Below are 18,370 nucleotides of genomic sequence, written 5' to 3'. Positions count from 1 at the left end.
GCGCCTTTAAAAACTTCGCAGTTCCAAAGCGTCTTCCGGTTCACTAATGTCGCGTCGCAATAGCGCCTCCGGTGAACCATGTCAGACGCTCCCAAGACTTCCGGCATGACGCGGCTGAGGAACTATTTCCTCACGGGCTTCATCGTCTGCGCGCCGCTGGCGATCACCGCCTATATCGCCTGGTCGTTCATCGGCTGGGTCGATTCCTGGGTGAAACCGTATATTCCGGCGCGCTACAGCCCCGACACCTATCTGCCGTTCCCGGTTCCAGGGTTCGGGCTCATCGTTGCGCTCATCCTGATCACGCTGATCGGTTTTCTGACAGCCAACATTGTCGGCCGCGCCATAGTCGGCTTTGGCGAGCGCCTGCTTGGCCGCATGCCGCTGGTGCGCGGGATATACGGCTCGCTGAAGCAGATTTTCGAGACCGTGCTGTCGAATAAGGGCGACATGTTCCGCCAGGTTGGGCTGGTCGAATATCCACGCAAGGGCGTGTGGTCGCTGGTGTTCGTCGCCAGCGAAAAGGAAACCGAGATCAACCAGAAGCTCGACCAGGAAGGCGATCCGCTGATCGCCGTGTTCATGCCGTGCACGCCGAATCCGACGACCGGTTTCCTGATGTATGTGCTGAAGTCGGACATCGTGCCGCTCGACATGACGATCGAGGACGGCGCCAAGCTGATCGTATCAGCCGGGTTGGTGGCTCCCGAGGTGAAGACGAAACTGGTGACGCTGAACGGCGAGCCGATCAACGGAACCCTGGCCAATTCGCCGCTAGGGCCTCACCCGGCGCGCAGGAGCCGCACGGCCTCGTCGCGGCCGAACAAGTAGAGCAGGAGCCGCAGCGCCTCGCCGCGGTCCGATTGCAGTTCTGGGTCGCGCGACAGGATCAGCCTGGCGTCGTCACGGGCGGCCTCCAGCAGGTCGGCATGCACCTCGATGCGCGCCACCTGGAAACCCGGCGTGCCGGACTGGCGGGTGCCCAGCAGTTCGCCTTCGCCGCGCAATTTCAGGTCCTCCTCGGCGATCAGGAAACCGTCCTCGGTCTCGCGCATCACCGACAGCCGGCGTTTTGCGGTCTCGCCAAGCGGATCCGTGTACAGCAGCACGCAGGACGAGGGCTTGTCGCCGCGTCCGACCCGGCCGCGCAGCTGGTGCAACTGGGCGAGGCCGAAGCGTTCGGCATGCTCGATGACCATGATCGTGGCGTCGGGAACGTCGACGCCGACCTCGATGACCGTGGTGGCGATCAGGATGCGCGTCTCGCCTTGCTTGAAGGCGCGCATCGCCTCGTCCTTCTCGACACCCTTCATGCGGCCGTGGACAAGGCCGATGCGATCGCCGAACAGCGGCTTCAGCGAGGCAAAGCGATCCTCGGCCGACATCAGCTTGATCTCTTCGGATTCCTCGACCAGCGGGCAAATCCAGTAGATCTTCTGGCCATCAGCGACGGCATCGAGCATGCGGCCGACCAGCTCGTCGAGCCGCTCCAGCGGCAGCGTGACGGTGCGGATCGGCTGGCGGCCGGCGGGTTTTTCCGTCAGCTTCGACACGTCCATGTCGCCGAAGGCGGTCAGCACCAGCGTGCGCGGGATGGGGGTCGCGGTCATGACCAGCATGTCGGGCGCGTCGCCCTTGGCGGTGATGGCAAGCCGCTGGTGGACGCCGAAGCGATGCTGCTCATCGATGACGGCCAGGACCAGGTCGTGGAAGCTGACCGTTTCCTGAAACAGCGCATGGGTGCCGACGACGATGTCGATCTCGCCGCTGGCAAGACCCGCCAGCGTTTCGGCTCGCTCGCGGCCCTTTTCACGGCCGGTCAGGATGGCGATGCGCAAGCCGACCTTGGCGGCAAGCGGGGTGATCGTCGCCAGATGCTGGCGCGCGAGGATTTCGGTCGGCGCCATCAGCGCCGCCTGGCCGCCGGCCTCGACAGCGCGCGCCATGGCAAGCAGCGCCACCACCGTCTTGCCCGAGCCGACATCACCTTGCAGCAGCCGCAGCATGCGCTCCGGATCGGCGAGATCAGCGTTGATTTCGGCGAGCGCGAATTCCTGCGAGGGCGTCAGCGAATAGGGAAGGGTTGTACGCAGCTTCTCGACGATGCGCCCATCGCCGACGAGAGGGCGGCCTGACAGGCGCCGCACCTTTGCCCGCACCAGGGCCAGCGAGACCTGGCCGGCGAGCAATTCATCATAGGCGAGGCGGCGCCATGCAGCCCCTTCGACCGCGACATCGATCGGGTCAGCGGGATAATGGACGCGGGTCAGCGCGTCGCCGAAGGACGCAAAGCTCTGGCGGCGCATGAAGGCATCATCCTGCCATTCCGGCAGCTCCGGCAGGCGGCCGAGCGCCTGGCCGATCGCCCGGCGCAGCACCTTGCCCGAGAGGCCGGCGGTCAGCGGATAGACCGGTTCGACCAGCGGCAGGTTTTCCGCTTCGCTGGCGAGCGCGATATGATCGGGGTGGACCATGGTCGGGCGGCCGTTGAACCATTCCATCCGGCCTGACACCACGACATGCTCGCCCACAGGCATTGCCTTTTCGAGATAGGCGGCATGGGCATGGAAGAAGGTCAGGCCGATTTCGCCCGTGTCGTCATGGGCGTAGACCCGGTAGGGCACCGACCTGTTGCCGCGCGGTGGCGGCTGGTGACGGTCTATGCGCAGCTCAAGCGTGACGATGGCGCCTTCGGCCGCGAGTGCGATGCCCGGCCGGTTTCGGCGGTCGATGACGGTGTGCGGCAGCACGAACAGGAGGTCGCCGGCGCGTGCGGCGCGGTCGCCGAGATCGGCGGCAACGACCTTCTCGATCAGCGCGCCAACCTTCGGCCCGACGCCGGCAAGCGAGGTGATCGGGACAAACAGGGGATCGAGGATGGAAGGACGCATGATGTCAGCTTATGTCGCGACGGCCGCAGCGCAAGGCTGACAGCGCCCACTATCCACGCTATATGCGCCGCTTGAAGCGAGGATGCGGCACAATGACCGGAACGAAACGATCAAGCGAGGGGCTGGACGCCCATCGCCGCAAGCTGTTGTTCCGTTCCTGGCATCGCGGCATGCGCGAGATGGATCTCATTCTCGGCACCTTCGCCGATGCCGAGATCGGCACCTTGACCGCCGAGGAAATCGACCAATATGAGAGGCTCCTCGATATTGCCGACACGGAATTCCTGCCGCTGGTCACGGGCGAACGCCCGGTGCCGGCGGAGATCGACTGTGCCGTCCTGCAAAAAATCCTGGCGTCCCGCCGGACCATGACTTTCTGAACACAAGCAATTCCAGGAAAAGTGCGAAGCGGTTTTCCCATGGGAATTGCGACAAACAAGACCGTGATTTGATGGCTCTCATTCCCACCATTGGCTTGCCGAAGGGCCGCGCCGGCCAGTTCATCGTCGACGGTGTCGCCGACGGCTACGAGGCTTTCGCACTGGTGCAGACGGCGCTCGAGATCGCGCCCGACAAGCCGGTGCTGTTCGTGGCCCGCGACGGCCAGCGCCTGCCTTCGATCATCGAGGCGCTGTCCTTCGTCGCGCCGGGCCTGCCTGTGCTGGAACTGCCTGCCTGGGACTGCCTGCCATACGACCGTGTCTCGCCCGGTTCGGATGCCGCCGCCAAGCGCCTCGATGCGCTGACCGCCATGATCGCACTGGCGAAGAAGCCGCACCGTGCCGTCATTCTCACCACCGCAAATGCGCTGCTGCAGCGCATTCCGCCCGCGGAGCTTGTCGAAGCCCAAACCTTCCACGCCAGGCCCGGCAACCAGATCGACATGAATGCGCTGATCGCCCGGCTGGAGACGTCGGGATTCGAGCGGGTGCCGACCGTGCGCGGCATCGGTGAATTCGCGGTGCGCGGCGGCATTCTCGACCTCTTTGCGCCCGGCTGGAGCGAGGCGCTGAGGCTTGATTTCTTCGGCGACACGCTGGAATCGATCCGCGTCTTCGATGCCGCCACGCAGCGCACCACCGGCCAGCGCAAGTCGATGGCGCTTCAGGCGATGAGCGAGGTGGCGCTGACGCCCGAAACCATCAGCCGCTTCCGCCGCTCCTATATCGAGGCTTTCGGCGCACCCCAGCGTGACGACGGACTCTATGCGGCGGTCAGCGAAGGCCGGCGCTTCGCGGGCATGGAGCATTGGCTGCCGTTCTTCTACGAGCGGCTGGAGACGGTGTTCGACTACCTGCCCGACGCACCCGTGGTTTTCGACCATCTGGCACATGAGGCGCTGGCCGAGCGCCATACGCTGATCCTCGATCACTACGAGGCGCGCAAAAAGCAGGCTGACGCGGCGCTCAAGGATGCGGTCCCCTACAAGCCGGTGGCGCCGGATCTGCTCTATCTCTCGCCGGAGAATCTGAAGGCTTCGCTTGGCGAGCGCGAAGACATCGACTTTACCGTGTTCGACGCGCCGGACCTGGGGAGCAAGAAAGTCTTCCACGCCGGCTCGCGCCATGGCCGCAGCTTCGTCGAGGAGCGAGCCGATCCGAACGTCAATGTCTTCGATGTCGTCGTCCGGCACATAGCCGACGAGCGCGCGGCGCGCCGCCGGGTCGTTATCGCCGGCTGGACCGAGGGCTCGCTCGACCGCCTTGGCCAGATCCTGGCCGAGCACCATCTCGGCAATCTCAAGCAGGTCGAGACGTTGGCGGAGGCCGAACAGCTCGAGCCGGGACAGGCCGCATTGGCGGTTTTGCCGCTGGAATCCGGTTTTGAGACTGAAAAGCTGGTCGTCGTCGCGGAACAGGACATTCTGGGCGACCGGCTGATCCGCCGTTCGAAGCGCAAGAAGCGCGCGTCCGACTTCATTGCCGAAGCCTCGGCCTTGTCGGCTGGCGATATTGTCGTCCATGCCGACCATGGAATTGGCCGTTTCATCGGCCTGCGCACTATTGAGGCGGTCGGCGCGCCGCATGACTGCCTGGAAATCCACTATGCCGGCGACGACCGGCTGTTCCTGCCGGTGGAAAACATCGAGCTGCTGTCGCGCTACGGCTCCGACACGGCCGAGGCGACGCTCGACAAGCTCGGCGGCGCCGCCTGGCAGTCGCGCAAGGCGAAGCTGAAGCGGCGCCTGCTCGATATGGCCGGACAACTGATCCGCATCGCCGCCGAGCGGCAGATGCGGGCCGCACCGGCCCTGGTGCCGGCCGAAGGCCTCTATGACGAGTTCGCAGCCCGGTTCCCTTACGAGGAAACCGACGACCAGCAGACGGCCATCGACTCGGTACGTGACGATCTCGGCGCGGGCAGGCCGATGGACCGGCTGATCTGCGGCGATGTCGGCTTCGGCAAGACCGAAGTGGCGCTGCGCGCCGCCTTTATCGCGGCGATGGAAGGGTTTCAGGTCGCGGTGGTGGTGCCGACGACACTGTTGTCGCGCCAGCATTTCAAGACATTCTCGCAGCGCTTTTCCGGACTGCCGATCCGTGTCGCACAGGCGTCGCGGCTGGTGGGCTCAAAGGAATTAGCCGAGACCAAGAAGGGCATTGCCGAAGGGCAGGTCGATATCGTTATCGGCACCCATGCGCTGCTGGGCTCCGCGATTTCGTTCAAGAATCTCGGCCTGCTGATCATCGACGAGGAGCAGCATTTTGGCGTCAAGCATAAGGAACGGCTGAAGGACCTGAAGACCGACGTCCATGTTCTGACCCTGTCGGCGACGCCGATCCCGCGCACGCTGCAACTGGCGCTGACGGGCGTGCGCGAACTGTCGCTGATCGCCACGCCACCGGTCGACCGCATGGCGGTGCGCACCTTCATCTCGCCCTTCGACCCGCTGGTCATTCGCGAGACGTTGTTGCGCGAGCGCTACCGAGGCGGCCATTCCTTCTATGTCGTTCCGCGTATCAGCGATCTGGCGGAAATCCATGATTTCCTGAAGGAATCTGTTCCTGAGCTGAAGGTAGCGGTGGCGCATGGCCAGATGCCACCGGGCGAACTCGACGACATCATGAACGCGTTCTACGACGGCCAGTACGATGTGCTTTTGTCGACGACCATCGTCGAATCCGGGCTCGACATCCCGACCGCAAACACGCTGATCATCCACCGCGCCGACATGTTCGGCCTGTCGCAGCTCTACCAGTTGCGCGGCCGCGTCGGACGCTCGAAGGTGCGCGCCTATGCGCTGTTCACACTGCCGGCCAACCGCAAGCTCACCGACACCGCCGAGCGCCGTCTGAAGGTACTGCAGTCGCTCGACACGCTCGGCGCCGGCTTCCAGCTCGCCAGCCATGACCTGGATATCAGGGGCGCCGGCAACCTGCTGGGGGAGGAACAGTCCGGGCACATCAAGGAGGTCGGTTTCGAGCTCTACCAGCAGATGCTGGAGGAAGCGGTCGCCGAGGTGAAGGATTCCGGCGAGGTGCAGGATGGCGGCTGGTCGCCGCAGATCGCCGTCGGCACGGCAGTGATGATCCCGGAAGGCTACGTGCCGGACCTGCAGCTCAGGCTGGCGCTTTACCGCCGCCTTGGCGATCTCGAAAACACCGAGGAGATCGACGCCTTCGGCGCCGAACTGATCGACCGTTTCGGCCCGTTGCCGGAGGAAGTGAAACATCTCCTCAAGATCGTCTTCATCAAGGCGCTGTGCCGCAAGGCCAATGTCGAGAAGCTCGATGCCGGGCCGAAGGGTATCGTCATCCATTTCCGCAAGCGCGAGTTCTCGAACCCGGTCGGGCTGGTCAAGTATATTGGCGAGCAGGGTTCGCTGGCCAAGATCAGGGCCGACCATAGCGTGGTCTTCATCCGCGACTGGCCGACGGCGGAGAAGCGTCTGGCGGGCTCGGCTGTGGTCATGACGCAACTGGCGCGACTGGTGGAGAAGGCAGCCTGATCTCGCCTTTCTGACCGTCCTGGGCGCGTCAGCCATTCGCCAGCACCGAAATTCCGGTCTAGAATAGGAAATCGGCTTCGTGTATGGAGCCGCCACCCCAGTTTGGGGCGGGAAATGGCGGGCGAGGGTGTCCGCCGGAAAGAGCGTTGGGTGCAGCGATGACGAAATGGTCGCCGAATTCGTGGAGAGCAAAGCCGATCAAGCAAGTTCCCGCCTATCCGGACCTTGCCGCGCTGAAGAATACGGAAGCCCAACTCGCCACCTTCCCGCCGCTGGTCTTTGCCGGCGAAGCGCGCAAGCTGAAGAAGCAGTTGGCGGCGGTTGCCGCCGGCGAAGCCTTCCTGCTCCAGGGTGGTGATTGCGCGGAGAGTTTTGCCGAGCATGGCGCCGACAACATCCGCGACTTCTTCCGCGTCTTCCTGCAGATGTCCGTGGTGCTGACCTTCGCAGGTGCGCAGCCGGTGGTGAAGGTTGGCCGTGTCGCCGGCCAGTTCGCCAAGCCGCGCTCGTCCGACAACGAGACCAAGGGCGAAGTGACGCTGCCGAGCTATCGCGGCGACATCATCAACGGCATCGAGTTCGACCAGAAGTCGCGCATTCCCGATCCCGCCCGCCAGGAAATGGCCTACCGCCAGTCGGCGGCCACGCTCAACCTCCTGCGTGCCTTCGCGCAGGGCGGTTATGCCAGCCTGGAGAATGTGCATCGCTGGATGCTCGGCTTCGTCTCCGACAGCCCGCAGGGCGAGAAATACGAGTCGCTTGCCAATCGCATCACCGAGACGATGGATTTCATGCGCGCGGTCGGCATTACGTCCGAAACCAATTTCGCGCTGCGCGAAACCGACTTCTACACCAGCCACGAGGCCCTGCTGCTCGGCTATGAGGAGGCGCTGACGCGTGTCGATTCCACCTCCGGCGACTGGTACGCCACGTCGGGTCACATGATCTGGATCGGCGACCGCACGCGTCAACCCGACCATGCCCATGTCGAATATTGCCGCGGCATCAAGAACCCGCTCGGCCTGAAATGCGGTCCGTCGCTGACGCCGGACGGCCTCCTGGAACTGATCGACCTGCTGAACCCCGAGAACGAGCCGGGCCGGCTGACGCTGATCGCCCGCTTCGGTTCGGACAAGGTTGCCGACCATCTGCCGAAGCTGGTGCGCGCTGTGCAGAAGGAAGGCCGCAGCGTGGTCTGGTCGTCGGATCCGATGCATGGCAACACGATCGAGGCGGCCGGCTACAAGACACGGCCCTTCGACCGCATCCTGAAGGAGGTGCAGACCTTCTTCGAGGTGCACCGCGCCGAAGGCACGCATCCGGGCGGCATCCATGTTGAGATGACCGGCAAGAACGTCACCGAATGCACCGGTGGCGCCCGTGCCATCACCGCCGAGGAGTTGCAGGACCGCTACCACACCCATTGCGATCCGCGCCTCAATGCCGACCAGGCGATTGAACTGGCCTTCCTGGTCTCGGACCTGTTGAAGAAGAGCCATCCGGTGCAGCACAAGCAAGCGGTCAACGGCTGATCCGCCACGGCCTTGCCAAATTGAAGAGCAGCCGCGCAGCCGGGGGCGCCATGGACCTAGCGACCGTCTTTCAGGTCTATTCCTATGGCCTGCCGGCCCGGCCGGACGATATAGAGCGGCTGTGCCAGATCTATCCGGACATTCCCGCCGGCTATTTTGAGATGGTCAAGGAAATGACCAACTTGGTCCTGCTGTGGAACCGCCACGGCGAATTGCGCCTCTGGGGTCCCGAGCAAGTCGTGGTCATGGACCAGGCCTATGGCGTGTCGGCGGCAATCCCCGGGGCGATGCCCTATGGCGACAATGGCGGCGGCGAATTGCTGGTTCATGGCGTGGGACCCGCGGGGCTGGCCACCTATCTGGTCGACACCGGATCCTTGTTTCTCGACGAAGACGCGCCGCTGGTCGCGCCCGACCTGCAACAATTGCTGCACACCGCACAAGGCGCGGAGCTGATCTTCAAATCGGACCAAATGTCCGAAAAAGACATTGGGCCGCCGCGTTTCGAAGAGGGCCAGTATCGCTGATGACGGGAGCCCGCCGAGAGGTCGGGCTATCAGGAAAGCGCGCCTGAAACCCCATCCCGTCGGTTGTCAGTCTTTCTTGTAGAGCAGCCAGCTTTTGCCGGCGCGCCCTGCCATGGCTGAATGCCTGCTGACGCGGTTGCGCCCGCTGACCTTGGAGCGGTAGAGCGCCCGATCCGCCTTGGTGTAGAGGTCTTCGGGGCCTTCAGCCTCTGATGCCATGCAGATGCCCATCGATACCGTCACGGTCCCGTAATTCATGCCGGTCTGGCTGCTGGTGAACGGCGTCTGCTCGATCAGGGCGCGAATGCGTTCCGCGATCTCGTAGGTTGCGTCCTCGCTGGCGCCCTCGATGATCAGCGCGAACTCCTCGCCGCCGGTTCGGGCGACGAACATGTCGCCGCGAATGCTGGTCTGGAAAATCTCGGCGATGATCTGGATGATCTTGTCGCCGACAGGATGGCCATAGCGGTCATTGATGTCCTTGAACCGGTCGATGTCGACAAGGACAAGGGCATTGAACAGAATACCCTTGTTGCTGTTGTAGATCCTGGTGATTTCCTTGTCGAAAGCGCGACGATTCCAGATCTGGGTCAACGGATCCGTATCGGCCAGCCGCTTGTATTCCTCGAGCTTCGACTTGACGCTCTCAAGCTCCGCCGTCTTGTCGCTAAGCGTCGAGGCGACCTGCCGGCCGTGGTCGATCGTCGAATTGGTTGCGATCGTCATTGCGTTGGCGATCTTTTGCAGAAGATCCTGGGAGAGAAGGCTGCGGTTGCTCAGGCCACTGGATGTCTCGTCGAGGATCCTGCCGTATTTTTCGATATGGCTGCGCTCGCTGCGCAGGAGCGACGCGACCTCTTCAAGCTCCTTGGCGATGACGTCCCGGGCATGCTCGATGATGCCGGGGCCATGATTATGGGCAAAGAAAGCGCGCCCGATCTGATCCAGCTCATCCTGCGTCGGCCGGCTGCTCAGCGACAAGACGGCAAGACCGAGCTCGCGGTTGGTGCCGCTCAGGGCCTCATAGAAGATCTCGTAGTTGCGCGGCAGGCCGAGCACGCCAAGCTGGCGCATGGTGGCCACGACTGTGCTTGCGATCTCAGTGTTTCGTTCGGTCTGGGTGGCCGCCGGCTGCATGGTTGTTCGCTCTTCCCTTGGGAACGCGCCTGAACTTGGCGCATATCCATCATCGCTGACGCGGGGACGCCACCCATTCGAAGCCGACACACGAAAAGGCGCGTCCCCACACGCGACCTTCGATGGAGATCACCATAGATGCAGTAGCGCTAAAGTTTCCTTAATCGGCAGAACTCACGCCTTTTCGCTACATCAGGCTGCATGCGTCCAACCAGACTATCAACCTCCAGGCAGCGCTGATTGGCGGCGTTGCATGCAAATTCGCGGCTGAGCGAAACTGAACTTCGGATTTTCCACAACAACAGATGTCGCAATTGCTTACGCATGACGGCCGCAAAGCTGGAATGCTGGTGCCTTCGTCAGACTACAGTTTAGGGGAGAAACCCAGTGCGGGAGAGTCACCAGGGATCATGCCTGTGCGGAGCGGTCCGCTTCCGGACAAGTGGGGCACTGCGTGGCGTCGTCTACTGCCATTGTTCGCAATGCCGCAAACAGAGCGGGCATTTCTATGCCGCGACCAATGTTGCCGATACCGACATCGTGATCGAAGGCACGGAAAGCATCACTTGGTATGAAGCGTCCGGGTTCGCCAAGCGCGGCTTTTGCAAGACATGCGGGTCGCTGCTGTTCTGGAAGGCAATGGACCAAGACCATATCTCGGTCATGGCGGGATCGTTCGACAAGCCGACAGCGCTCGAGGGCGAATGTCATATCTTCGTCGGCGACAAGGGCGACTATTATTCGATCGACGATGGGCTGCCGCAGTTTGAAAAGTCGACACCGGCCATACCGGTAGCCGAATGAAATTTGGACGATCCGCCTTATTCCATTGATCGGGGCATTGCTTTATCCCGGGCCGGTGATTCCGAGAGGGGCCTTGGCATGCAGCGGCTGATCGATGCTTTTATCAATTCGGTGCGGGCATTTCGCAAGCTTGCGGTTAGCGAGAAGGCTTTCCAGCAGGAACTGATGCTGCTGGTGCTGGCCTTGCCCGCTGGCTGGTTCGTTTCGGTGTCTTGGCGCGGTTACGCGCTGCTGATCGGCGCGGTGCTCCTCTTGATCATGGTCGAAGTGCTGAACACGGGCATCGAGGCGGCGTGCGACGCAATTTCTCGTGAATTCCATATCGATATCCAGCTCGCCAAGGATTGCGGCTCGCTGGCGGTGCTGATTTCTGTGGTGATTGCCGGCGGCGTCTGGGGCATCGCTCTCATCGAGCGCATAACGGGGGTGCCGATCTGAAGCTTTGATGCCTATATGACGGTCACCAAAGGAGACCGTCATGGCAGAGGTCACGAATTCATCGCTTCTCGAACGCCTGGGCCTGCCGGACGACCTGCGCTGGCTGGCCGACAAATATCCTCGCGAAAACTGGCAGGCTAACGCCAACATTCACGGCATGGCCAATATGTGGCTGCAGCGGCACGACATGTTCCGCGAACTCGGCGGCATGCTCACCGGCGGCATTGGCAACTATCGCGAAGGCAGACTGACGGCCCCCGATTTCGCGCGCTGGTTCGCGCCGCGCCTCAACCATTTTCTCGGGCATCTCGACGGCCACCACAATGTCGAGGACTACCAGTATTTCCCAGCCTTCACCATGGCGGAGCCCCGTCTGAAGCGCGGTTTCGAGATTCTCGATGCCGACCACCACACCATCCATGAAGGATTGGAGCGCAACGCCGAGGCGGCGAACGCCTTCATCCGCACACTTCAGGAGAGTGAGGACAAGCAGCGCTTCGCCGCCGATGCCTATGCCGACGAAAACAACCGTCTGATCGCGATGCTGACCCGGCATCTGGCCGATGAGGAGGACCTGATCATCCCGCTCATCCTCGATCGGGGGGACCAGGCGCTCGGCATCGACTGACGGTCAAAACTCCTTGTCGCGCTCCCGCTCGGCGACATGGCGGGCGACAAACCAGGCAAGCACGGCCAGGGCAAGGCCGATGCCGAGCCCGACGAACAGCCGCTCGTGCTGCATCAGCGCCTGGCCAATCAACTGTTCGGCTCCCAATCCGAAGACATAGCCGATCGTGCTGAACAGGACCGCCCAGATGACCGAGGAAATGGCGTTGAGGATGATGAAGCGCGGCGCCGCTATGGTCGAAAGGCCGGCCGCGATGCCGCCGACCAGGCGCATGCCGTAGACATAGCGGTTCGACAGCACGAAGATGTTGGGATGGGTGTTGAGCAGGCGGTAGGCGCGGCGAAAGCCGGGCCGCCGGCGCAGCCTGACGACATGGCGATTATCGGCGAAACTTCTGCCGAGGATGAAGAAAAAGGTGTCGCCAGTGAAGGCGCCCAGCGCTGCCGCGACGAAGACATGCCACAGCACGAAAACATGCTGGTGGGCGAAGAAACCTCCCAGGATCGCGGCACTTTCGCCTTCGGCCACGCAGCCGAGAAAAACCGCCAGCAACCCGTATTGCTCGATGAAATGGTGGATCGCTTCGGTCATGAGGCCGACTGCTGTGACAGTCTTTCGTCGATCCGCTTGACCAGTTCGGCCAGCCGCACGATTTCGTCGCGCATGCCGATGATCTGGCTGTGGCGCAGTTCGTCCAGCTTCTCATGCAGCGCCATGATCTCGATCTCGGCCTTCAGATTGACCTCGTAATCATGGGCGGCATCGATGCGGTCGCGTTCGGTCTGGCGGTTCTGCGCCATCATGATCACCGGCGCCTGCAATGCGGCGACCATCGACAGGACGAGGTTGAGGAAGATGAAGGGGTAGGGGTCGAATGCATCGCGCGACAACACCCAGACATTGGCTGATGTCCACACGATCAGGAAGGCGATGAAGGTCAGGATGAACGACCAGGAGCCGCCGATGCGGGCGATCGTATCGGCAAGGCGGTCGCCAAAAGTCTGGTGGAAAGCGACGGCCTTGTTGGTGTCCCTGGTGATGGTGGTACGCTCGATGGTGCTTTGCAGCACCCGGTTTTCCAACTGGCTCAGCCCATCCGGCTTCCGCTTCAGCCAACGGTTCGCCAGGTCGTCGATGGTCTTGTTCATGGCCGTCTCCAAGCGCTTTGCTGCGCTAAAGCGCGTCGCGTCGAAGCGGATTGAGGCGACGCGCTTTAGGTTTTTGCTTTTATGCATGTCGTCTTCCCAAAACCGAGGTCACTTTTGGGCGACATTCATTAGAGGTAGAGGCTGCCGGCCCGGGCGGGAAGTGCTAGATTGAGGCGAACCGAGGGGACCGATGGCCGACTTCAAGAAAATTCGCGCTCGCGCGGCAAATCGCAAGGGCGGTGAGGCGGAACTGACCTCGCTGTTGGGTCCGATACCCGACAATGCCGCCGTTGCCGACATCGCCGACGCCCGCATCCTTTCGACCATGGCCGAGCGCGTCTTTGCCGCCGGTTTCGTCTGGCTCGTCATCGAGCAGAAATGGCCCGGTTTCGAGGAAGCGTTCCTGCGCTTCGAGCCGAAGCGGCTTTTGTTCCAGCCCGACGATTTCTGGCACGATCTGGCCTCGGACCAGCGCATCGTGCGCAATCCGCAGAAGATCAGGTCCGTTCGCGACAACGCCGCCTTCGTCGAGCGCGTGTCCCGGGAACATGGCGGCTTCGGCAATTTTCTCGCCGAATGGCCCGCCGATGACCAGGTCGGGCTGATGGCCTATCTCGGCAAGCATGGCAGCCGGCTCGGCGGCAACACCGGCCAGTATTTTTTGCGCTGGCTGGGCTGGGATGCTTTCGTCATTTCGGCCGACATGGCGGCAGCCCTTCGCGACGCGGGCCTCGACATCGCGGACAACCCGACATCGAAGAAGGACCTCGACAAGATCCAGGTCCAGATCAACCGATGGGCCGACGAGACAGGGCTGCCGCGCCGGCATCTCTCGCGCATCCTGGCCATGTCGATCGGCGAAAACCACTCTCCGCAATCGTTGCGCGCGTATATGGGCGACGATTGACGGGCTGAATTGGTCCAAACGAACGCCATTGCGAGGTGAATTCCGCCGCGCTAAGTCAGCAGCATGACCAAGAAGCTCGACATACTGCGTATCGCCATCGCCCAGCTCAACCCGACTGTCGGCGACGTCGCCGGCAACCTCGCCAAGGCGCGCGAGGCGAGGGCGGATGCCGCCCGCCAGGGCGCCGATCTCGTGCTCTATACCGAGCTTTTCCTCGCCGGCTATCCGCCGGAGGATCTGGTGCTCAAGCCGGCCTTCCTCAAGGCATGCGAGCGGGCAGCACAGGATTTTGCCGCGGACACCGCCGATGGCGGTCCCGGCGTCATCATCGGCACGCCGCTGAAGCGCAAGAGCGGCACGCATAATTCCATCGTCTTCGCCGATGGCGGCAAGATCATCGCCGAACGCTACAAGCTCGACCTGCCCAATTACGGCGAATTCGACGAGAAGCGCGTCTTCCAGGCCGGGCCCGAGATCCAGGGACCGGTCAACTTCCGCGGCGTGCGCATCGGCATACCGATCTGCGAGGACATCTGGGGCGACGTCGCGGTCTGCGAGACGCTGGCCGAAAGCGGCGCGGAAATCCTGCTGGTGCCGAACGGGTCGCCCTATTATCGCGCCAAGATCGACGTTCGCCACCAGGTCGTGATCAAGCAAGTCATCGAATGCGGCCTGCCGATGATCTATGCCAACCAGCTCGGCGGCCAGGACGAGCTGATCTTCGACGGCGCCTCCTTCGCCATCGGGGCGGACAAGACGCTCGCCTTCCAGATGAGTCAGTTCGAGGATGCGGTCGACGTCACCACCTGGAAACGTACCGATGATGGCTGGGTCTGTTCGGAAGGACCGATGTCGAAAATCCCGGACAAGGAGGAGGCCGACTACCGCGCCTGCATGCTCGGCCTGCGCGATTACGTCAACAAAAACGGCTTCAAGAATGTGGTGCTTGGCCTTTCCGGCGGCATCGATTCCGCGATCTGTGCCGCATTGGCCGTCGATGCGCTGGGCGAGGAACGGCTGCGTGCCGTCATGATGCCTTATCGCTACACTTCGAAGGATTCCCTCAAGGACGCCGAGGACTGCGCCCGCGCCCTCGGCTGCCGCTATGACATCGTGCCGATCTTCGAGCCCGTCGAAGGCTTTTTGCATGCGCTGACGCAATTGTTCGAAGGCACTAAGGAAGGCATCACCGAGGAGAATTTGCAGAGCCGCGCGCGCGGCACCATCCTGATGGCGATCTCCAACAAATTCGGCTCGATGGTCGTCACTACGGGCAACAAGAGCGAGATGTCGGTCGGCTACGCCACGCTCTACGGCGACATGAATGGCGGCTTCAATCCGATCAAGGACCTTTACAAGATGCAGGTCTACGCGCTCTCGCGCTGGCGCAACAGCCATGTGCCGCCGGGTGCGCTCGGGCCTTCGGGCGAGGTGATCCCGAAGAACATCATCGACAAGGCGCCATCGGCCGAATTGCGCGAGAACCAGACCGACCAGGATTCGCTGCCGCCCTATCCGGTGCTGGACGACATCCTCGAATGCCTGGTCGAGAACGAGATGGGCGTCGACGACATCGTCTCGCGCGGCCATGACCGGGCGACGGTGGCGCGCATCGAACATCTGCTCTACATCGCCGAGTACAAGCGCAGGCAGGCGGCACCGGGTGTGAAGATCACCAGGAAGAATTTTGGCCGCGACCGCCGCTATCCCATCACCAATCGTTTCAGGGATCGTGGCTGAAGCGCAGTTCGTCTGCTGGACGAAAATACGCGGCATGGCGGGATAGGGATACCAGCATGCCCGACTGTGAAATCAGCTTCGACCTCTCACGGATCGACTTTCGTGCGACCTCCGACCTGTTGATGGAAAGCTACTGGGGAGCTGGACGCAGCGACGAGTTCCATCGCCGGGCCTTTGCCAACTCGTTCTGCGCCGCCGCCTACATCGCCGGCAAACAGGTCGGTTTCGGCAGGGCGATCACCGACCGCACGGTATTCGCCTATCTCGCGGATATCATCGTCTGGCCCGAGCATCGCGGGCAGGGCGTCGGCTTGCGGCTGGTGCGGACACTCATCGACCATCCTGAACTCAGCACCGTCTCGCATTGGAGCCTGTCGACCAGCGACGCGCATGGGGTCTATGAAAAGCTGGGTTTCAAGGCATCGATGGATGGGCGATACATGCGCCTCGATCGTGCGCCGCATGCCGGGTGAACGACGGGCGACGGCGATAGGCGGGGATAGCGACTGTTGCAAAATCGCCTCATCGGCTGGGCCAGAGATGCTTTTGGCCATGGCTTGCCTTGGCGCGCAATCGAAGCACCCCTATAAGAGCCTTTCCGCGATTCCCTTCAGGGAGGACCGAATGCCAGGATTTGACATCGTTATGCGAGGCCGCGAGGCCTAGGTCTGCGCCGGTGTTCCGAAGTATCGGAACCATACCGGGCGTAGAAAAGGCATTTGCCGCTGCCGGTCGCCGCCCATGGGCAGGCGACCAACCATAGCCGAACCTCCGCATTCATGGGCAATTCGCCCCGGCGCGGTTTTTCAACCTTCGACCTTTATTTGGGATCGGGCTCGTTTTGCGCCCGAATGACATCATGGCTCGTTTCAAGATCGATTTGCGCGCGAGCGCCTTTCGCAGCGTTCTTGGCTTCACACTTACCCATTGGCGGCGTCAGCCTTGGCGGCTCTCGCTCATCATTGGCGGTTTCCTGCTGTCGACGCTGGCCGACGTGCTGACGCCGCTCTACTCCGGTCGGCTGGTCGATGCTGTCGCCAGCAGCGCCGGAGCGGATGCCATTGCCTGGAACGCCGCGATGACGGCATTTTTCTTCTTGATGGCGCTGGCGCTGACTGGCGTCGTGTTGCGCAATCTTGCCTTCATGGGCATCGTGGAGCTGACACTCAAGATGATGGCTGACATCGCGGCCGACGCCTTCCATCGCGTTCAGCGCTTTTCGACCGACTGGCATGCCAACTCGTTTGCCGGCTCGACGGTGCGCAAGGTGACGCGCGGCATGTGGGCGCTCGACCTGCTCAACGACACGATCCTGATCGCGCTGCTGCCGTCGGTGGTCATGCTCGCCGGCTCGACGCTGCTGCTCGGCTGGTTCTGGCCGCTGATGGGCGTGGTCGTCGCGGCCGGCTCCCTGCTGTTCATCACGGTGACGGCCATGTTGTCGCTTGGCTATGTCGCGCCCGCGGCAAGGCTTGCGAACACCTGGGACACGCGCCTCGGCGGCTCGCTGGCCGACGCGGTCAGCTGCAATGCCGTGGTCAAGGGCTTTGGCGCCGAGACGCGCGAAGAGCGCCGCCTCGCCAGGGTGGTCGCCAAATGGCGCGAGCGCACGCGGCGCACCTGGGTGCGCGGCACCATCAACGGCACCACCCAAGGGGCGCTGCTGCTGGTCATGCGGGCCGCCGTGATCGGCCTGGCGCTGATGCTGTGGTCGTGGGGGCAGGCGAGCGCCGGCGATGTCGCTTTCGTGCTGACCTCGTTCTTCGTGCTGCAAGGCTATTTGCGCGATATCGGCACGCATATCCGCAATTTGCAGCGTTCGATCAACGACATGGAGGAACTGGTCGATTTCCAGTCCGAACCGCTCGGCATCGAAGACAGGCCCGGCGCCGAACCGATTGCCATCACGCAGGGCCACATCGCCTTCGACAACGTCACCTTTCACTACGGCAATCACCGGTCGCCGCTCTACCGTGACTTTTCGGTGGATATCGCGCCGGGCGAACGTGTCGGGCTCGTCGGTCACTCGGGTTCGGGCAAGACCACATTCGTCAAGCTCATCCAGCGGCTCTATGACGTGAATGCGGGAAAGATTGTGATCGATGGCCAGGATATCTCACAGGTCGCCCAGGCGTCGCTGCGCGCCCAGATCGCCATCGTTCAGCAGGAACCGATCCTGTTCCACCGGTCGCTGGCCGAAAATATCGCCTATGCCAGGCCAAGCGCGACGCAGGGGGAGATCGAGCATGCCGCCAGGCTGGCGAGCGCGCATGACTTCATCACCAGCCTGCCGAAGGGCTATGGGACGCTGGTCGGCGAACGTGGCGTGAAACTGTCGGGCGGCGAGCGCCAGCGCGTGGCGATCGCCCGCGCTTTCCTGGCCGATGCGCGCATCCTGATCCTGGACGAGGCGACGTCGAGCCTCGATTCGGAATCGGAGGTGCTCATCCAGCAGGCGATGGAACGGCTGATGGTCGGCCGCACGACACTGGTCATCGCGCATCGGCTTTCGACGGTGCGGGCGCTCGACAGACTGCTGGTCTTCGATCGCGGCAAGATCGTCGAGGAAGGCTCGCATGACGAGTTGATCCGGCTGAAGGGCGGCATCTACCGCCGCCTGTTCGAGCGCCAGGCGCTGGAACTTACCAAGGGCCTCGTGATGTGATCCG

Annotated in this window: 16 protein-coding genes; 12 read left to right on the top strand and 4 right to left on the bottom strand. The window is 62.8% G+C overall.

The window, feature by feature from the left end; all coding sequences use genetic code 11:
• Window positions 1–78 precede the first annotated feature (78 nt).
• A complete protein-coding gene (locus LB557_RS24225) occupies window positions 79–831 on the top strand; it encodes a DUF502 domain-containing protein (RefSeq protein ID WP_224643912.1) in 753 nt (250 codons plus the stop codon).
• On the opposite strand, the gene recG is transcribed toward LB557_RS24225, so the two are convergent.
• On the bottom strand, window positions 783–2,891 hold the full coding sequence (recG, locus tag LB557_RS24220; protein ID WP_224643913.1) for an ATP-dependent DNA helicase RecG: 2,109 nt from the start codon (window positions 2,889–2,891) through the stop codon (window positions 783–785). The genes LB557_RS24225 and recG overlap by 49 nt on opposite strands.
• 92 nt (window positions 2,892–2,983) lie before the next feature.
• On the opposite strand from recG, the gene LB557_RS24215 reads away from it, so the two are divergent.
• From LB557_RS24215 to LB557_RS24200, 4 genes are all read left to right on the top strand, one after another.
• The gene (locus LB557_RS24215; RefSeq protein WP_224527891.1) at window positions 2,984–3,271 is read left to right on the top strand and encodes a succinate dehydrogenase assembly factor 2; all 288 of its coding nucleotides are present in this window, start codon (window positions 2,984–2,986) and stop codon (window positions 3,269–3,271) included.
• Between the two features lie 71 nt (window positions 3,272–3,342).
• Complete coding sequence (mfd, locus tag LB557_RS24210) at window positions 3,343–6,840, top strand: transcription-repair coupling factor (protein ID WP_224643914.1); 3,498 nt, start codon at window positions 3,343–3,345, stop codon at window positions 6,838–6,840.
• 158 nt (window positions 6,841–6,998) lie between these two features.
• Complete coding sequence (locus LB557_RS24205) at window positions 6,999–8,372, top strand: class II 3-deoxy-7-phosphoheptulonate synthase (protein WP_140616228.1); 1,374 nt, start codon at window positions 6,999–7,001, stop codon at window positions 8,370–8,372.
• Window positions 8,373–8,422: 50 nt separating this feature from the next.
• Window positions 8,423–8,899: a hypothetical protein gene (locus tag LB557_RS24200; protein WP_224584813.1), complete on the top strand. Its 477-nt coding sequence runs from the start codon at window positions 8,423–8,425 to the stop codon at window positions 8,897–8,899.
• 66 nt (window positions 8,900–8,965) lie between these two features.
• On the opposite strand, the gene LB557_RS24195 is transcribed toward LB557_RS24200, so the two are convergent.
• Window positions 8,966–10,036, bottom strand: a complete 1,071-nt coding sequence (locus LB557_RS24195; protein WP_224584811.1) for a GGDEF domain-containing protein — start codon at window positions 10,034–10,036, stop codon at window positions 8,966–8,968.
• Between the two features lie 387 nt (window positions 10,037–10,423).
• Here LB557_RS24195 and LB557_RS24190 point away from each other — a divergent pair, with 387 nt between their 5' ends.
• From LB557_RS24190 to LB557_RS24180, 3 genes are all read left to right on the top strand, one after another.
• Complete coding sequence (locus LB557_RS24190; RefSeq protein ID WP_140716798.1) at window positions 10,424–10,840, top strand: GFA family protein; 417 nt, start codon at window positions 10,424–10,426, stop codon at window positions 10,838–10,840.
• A gap of 78 nt (window positions 10,841–10,918) precedes the next feature.
• Complete coding sequence (locus tag LB557_RS24185; RefSeq protein ID WP_015317648.1) at window positions 10,919–11,278, top strand: diacylglycerol kinase; 360 nt, start codon at window positions 10,919–10,921, stop codon at window positions 11,276–11,278.
• 40 nt (window positions 11,279–11,318) lie between these two features.
• A complete protein-coding gene (locus LB557_RS24180; RefSeq protein ID WP_224643594.1) occupies window positions 11,319–11,906 on the top strand; it encodes a hemerythrin domain-containing protein in 588 nt (195 codons plus the stop codon).
• 3 nt (window positions 11,907–11,909) lie between these two features.
• On the opposite strand, the gene LB557_RS24175 is transcribed toward LB557_RS24180, so the two are convergent.
• Window positions 11,910–12,497, bottom strand: a complete 588-nt coding sequence (locus LB557_RS24175) for a DedA family protein (RefSeq protein WP_224643593.1) — start codon at window positions 12,495–12,497, stop codon at window positions 11,910–11,912.
• Entirely contained in the window at window positions 12,494–13,054 is a 561-nt protein-coding gene (locus tag LB557_RS24170; protein ID WP_224643592.1) for a DUF1003 domain-containing protein, read from the bottom strand. The genes LB557_RS24175 and LB557_RS24170 overlap by 4 nt, the downstream gene beginning before the upstream one ends.
• A 190-nt stretch (window positions 13,055–13,244) precedes the next feature.
• Here LB557_RS24170 and LB557_RS24165 point away from each other — a divergent pair, with 190 nt between their 5' ends.
• The 4 genes from LB557_RS24165 (at window position 13,245) to LB557_RS24150 (ending at window position 18,366) form a co-directional block, all read left to right on the top strand.
• Window positions 13,245–13,961: a DNA-3-methyladenine glycosylase I gene (locus LB557_RS24165; protein ID WP_224643591.1), complete on the top strand. Its 717-nt coding sequence runs from the start codon at window positions 13,245–13,247 to the stop codon at window positions 13,959–13,961.
• A 63-nt stretch (window positions 13,962–14,024) separates the two neighbouring features.
• On the top strand, window positions 14,025–15,701 hold the full coding sequence (locus LB557_RS24160) for an NAD+ synthase (RefSeq protein WP_015317653.1): 1,677 nt from the start codon (window positions 14,025–14,027) through the stop codon (window positions 15,699–15,701).
• 56 nt (window positions 15,702–15,757) lie between these two features.
• Complete coding sequence (locus LB557_RS24155) at window positions 15,758–16,174, top strand: GNAT family N-acetyltransferase (RefSeq protein WP_224584802.1); 417 nt, start codon at window positions 15,758–15,760, stop codon at window positions 16,172–16,174.
• A 386-nt stretch (window positions 16,175–16,560) separates the two neighbouring features.
• Window positions 16,561–18,366 (top strand): ABC transporter ATP-binding protein, encoded by a 1,806-nt coding sequence (locus tag LB557_RS24150; RefSeq protein ID WP_224584801.1) that lies wholly within the window; start codon window positions 16,561–16,563, stop codon window positions 18,364–18,366.
• Window positions 18,367–18,370: the final 4 nt, after the last annotated feature.

Origin of the sequence: Mesorhizobium sp. BR115XR7A (assembly GCF_020165315.1) — a bacterium.
In the GTDB taxonomy this organism is placed as follows: Bacteria; Pseudomonadota; Alphaproteobacteria; order Rhizobiales; family Rhizobiaceae; genus Mesorhizobium; species Mesorhizobium australicum.
Note: the sequence above shows the minus strand (reverse complement) of the source record. Positions and strands in the feature narration are given on the sequence as shown.

What these genes read in the sequence shown, in the direction of transcription:
- mfd (WP_224643914.1), top strand. Translation starts at nt 3,343, where the DNA reads ATGGCTCTCATTCCCACCATTGGCTTGCCGAAGGGCCGCGCCGGCCAG.
- LB557_RS24200 (WP_224584813.1), top strand. Translation starts at nt 8,423, where the DNA reads ATGGACCTAGCGACCGTCTTTCAGGTCTATTCCTATGGCCTGCCGGCC.
- LB557_RS24150 (WP_224584801.1), top strand. Translation starts at nt 16,561, where the DNA reads ATGGCTCGTTTCAAGATCGATTTGCGCGCGAGCGCCTTTCGCAGCGTT.
- LB557_RS24225 (WP_224643912.1), top strand. Translation starts at nt 79, where the DNA reads ATGTCAGACGCTCCCAAGACTTCCGGCATGACGCGGCTGAGGAACTAT.
- LB557_RS24185 (WP_015317648.1), top strand. Translation starts at nt 10,919, where the DNA reads ATGCAGCGGCTGATCGATGCTTTTATCAATTCGGTGCGGGCATTTCGC.
- LB557_RS24165 (WP_224643591.1), top strand. Translation starts at nt 13,245, where the DNA reads ATGGCCGACTTCAAGAAAATTCGCGCTCGCGCGGCAAATCGCAAGGGC.
- LB557_RS24170 (WP_224643592.1), bottom strand. Translation starts at nt 13,054, where the DNA reads ATGAACAAGACCATCGACGACCTGGCGAACCGTTGGCTGAAGCGGAAG.
- LB557_RS24180 (WP_224643594.1), top strand. Translation starts at nt 11,319, where the DNA reads ATGGCAGAGGTCACGAATTCATCGCTTCTCGAACGCCTGGGCCTGCCG.
- LB557_RS24160 (WP_015317653.1), top strand. Translation starts at nt 14,025, where the DNA reads ATGACCAAGAAGCTCGACATACTGCGTATCGCCATCGCCCAGCTCAAC.
- LB557_RS24195 (WP_224584811.1), bottom strand. Translation starts at nt 10,036, where the DNA reads ATGCAGCCGGCGGCCACCCAGACCGAACGAAACACTGAGATCGCAAGC.
- LB557_RS24205 (WP_140616228.1), top strand. Translation starts at nt 6,999, where the DNA reads ATGACGAAATGGTCGCCGAATTCGTGGAGAGCAAAGCCGATCAAGCAA.
- LB557_RS24175 (WP_224643593.1), bottom strand. Translation starts at nt 12,497, where the DNA reads ATGACCGAAGCGATCCACCATTTCATCGAGCAATACGGGTTGCTGGCG.
- recG (WP_224643913.1), bottom strand. Translation starts at nt 2,891, where the DNA reads ATGCGTCCTTCCATCCTCGATCCCCTGTTTGTCCCGATCACCTCGCTT.
- LB557_RS24155 (WP_224584802.1), top strand. Translation starts at nt 15,758, where the DNA reads ATGCCCGACTGTGAAATCAGCTTCGACCTCTCACGGATCGACTTTCGT.
- LB557_RS24215 (WP_224527891.1), top strand. Translation starts at nt 2,984, where the DNA reads ATGACCGGAACGAAACGATCAAGCGAGGGGCTGGACGCCCATCGCCGC.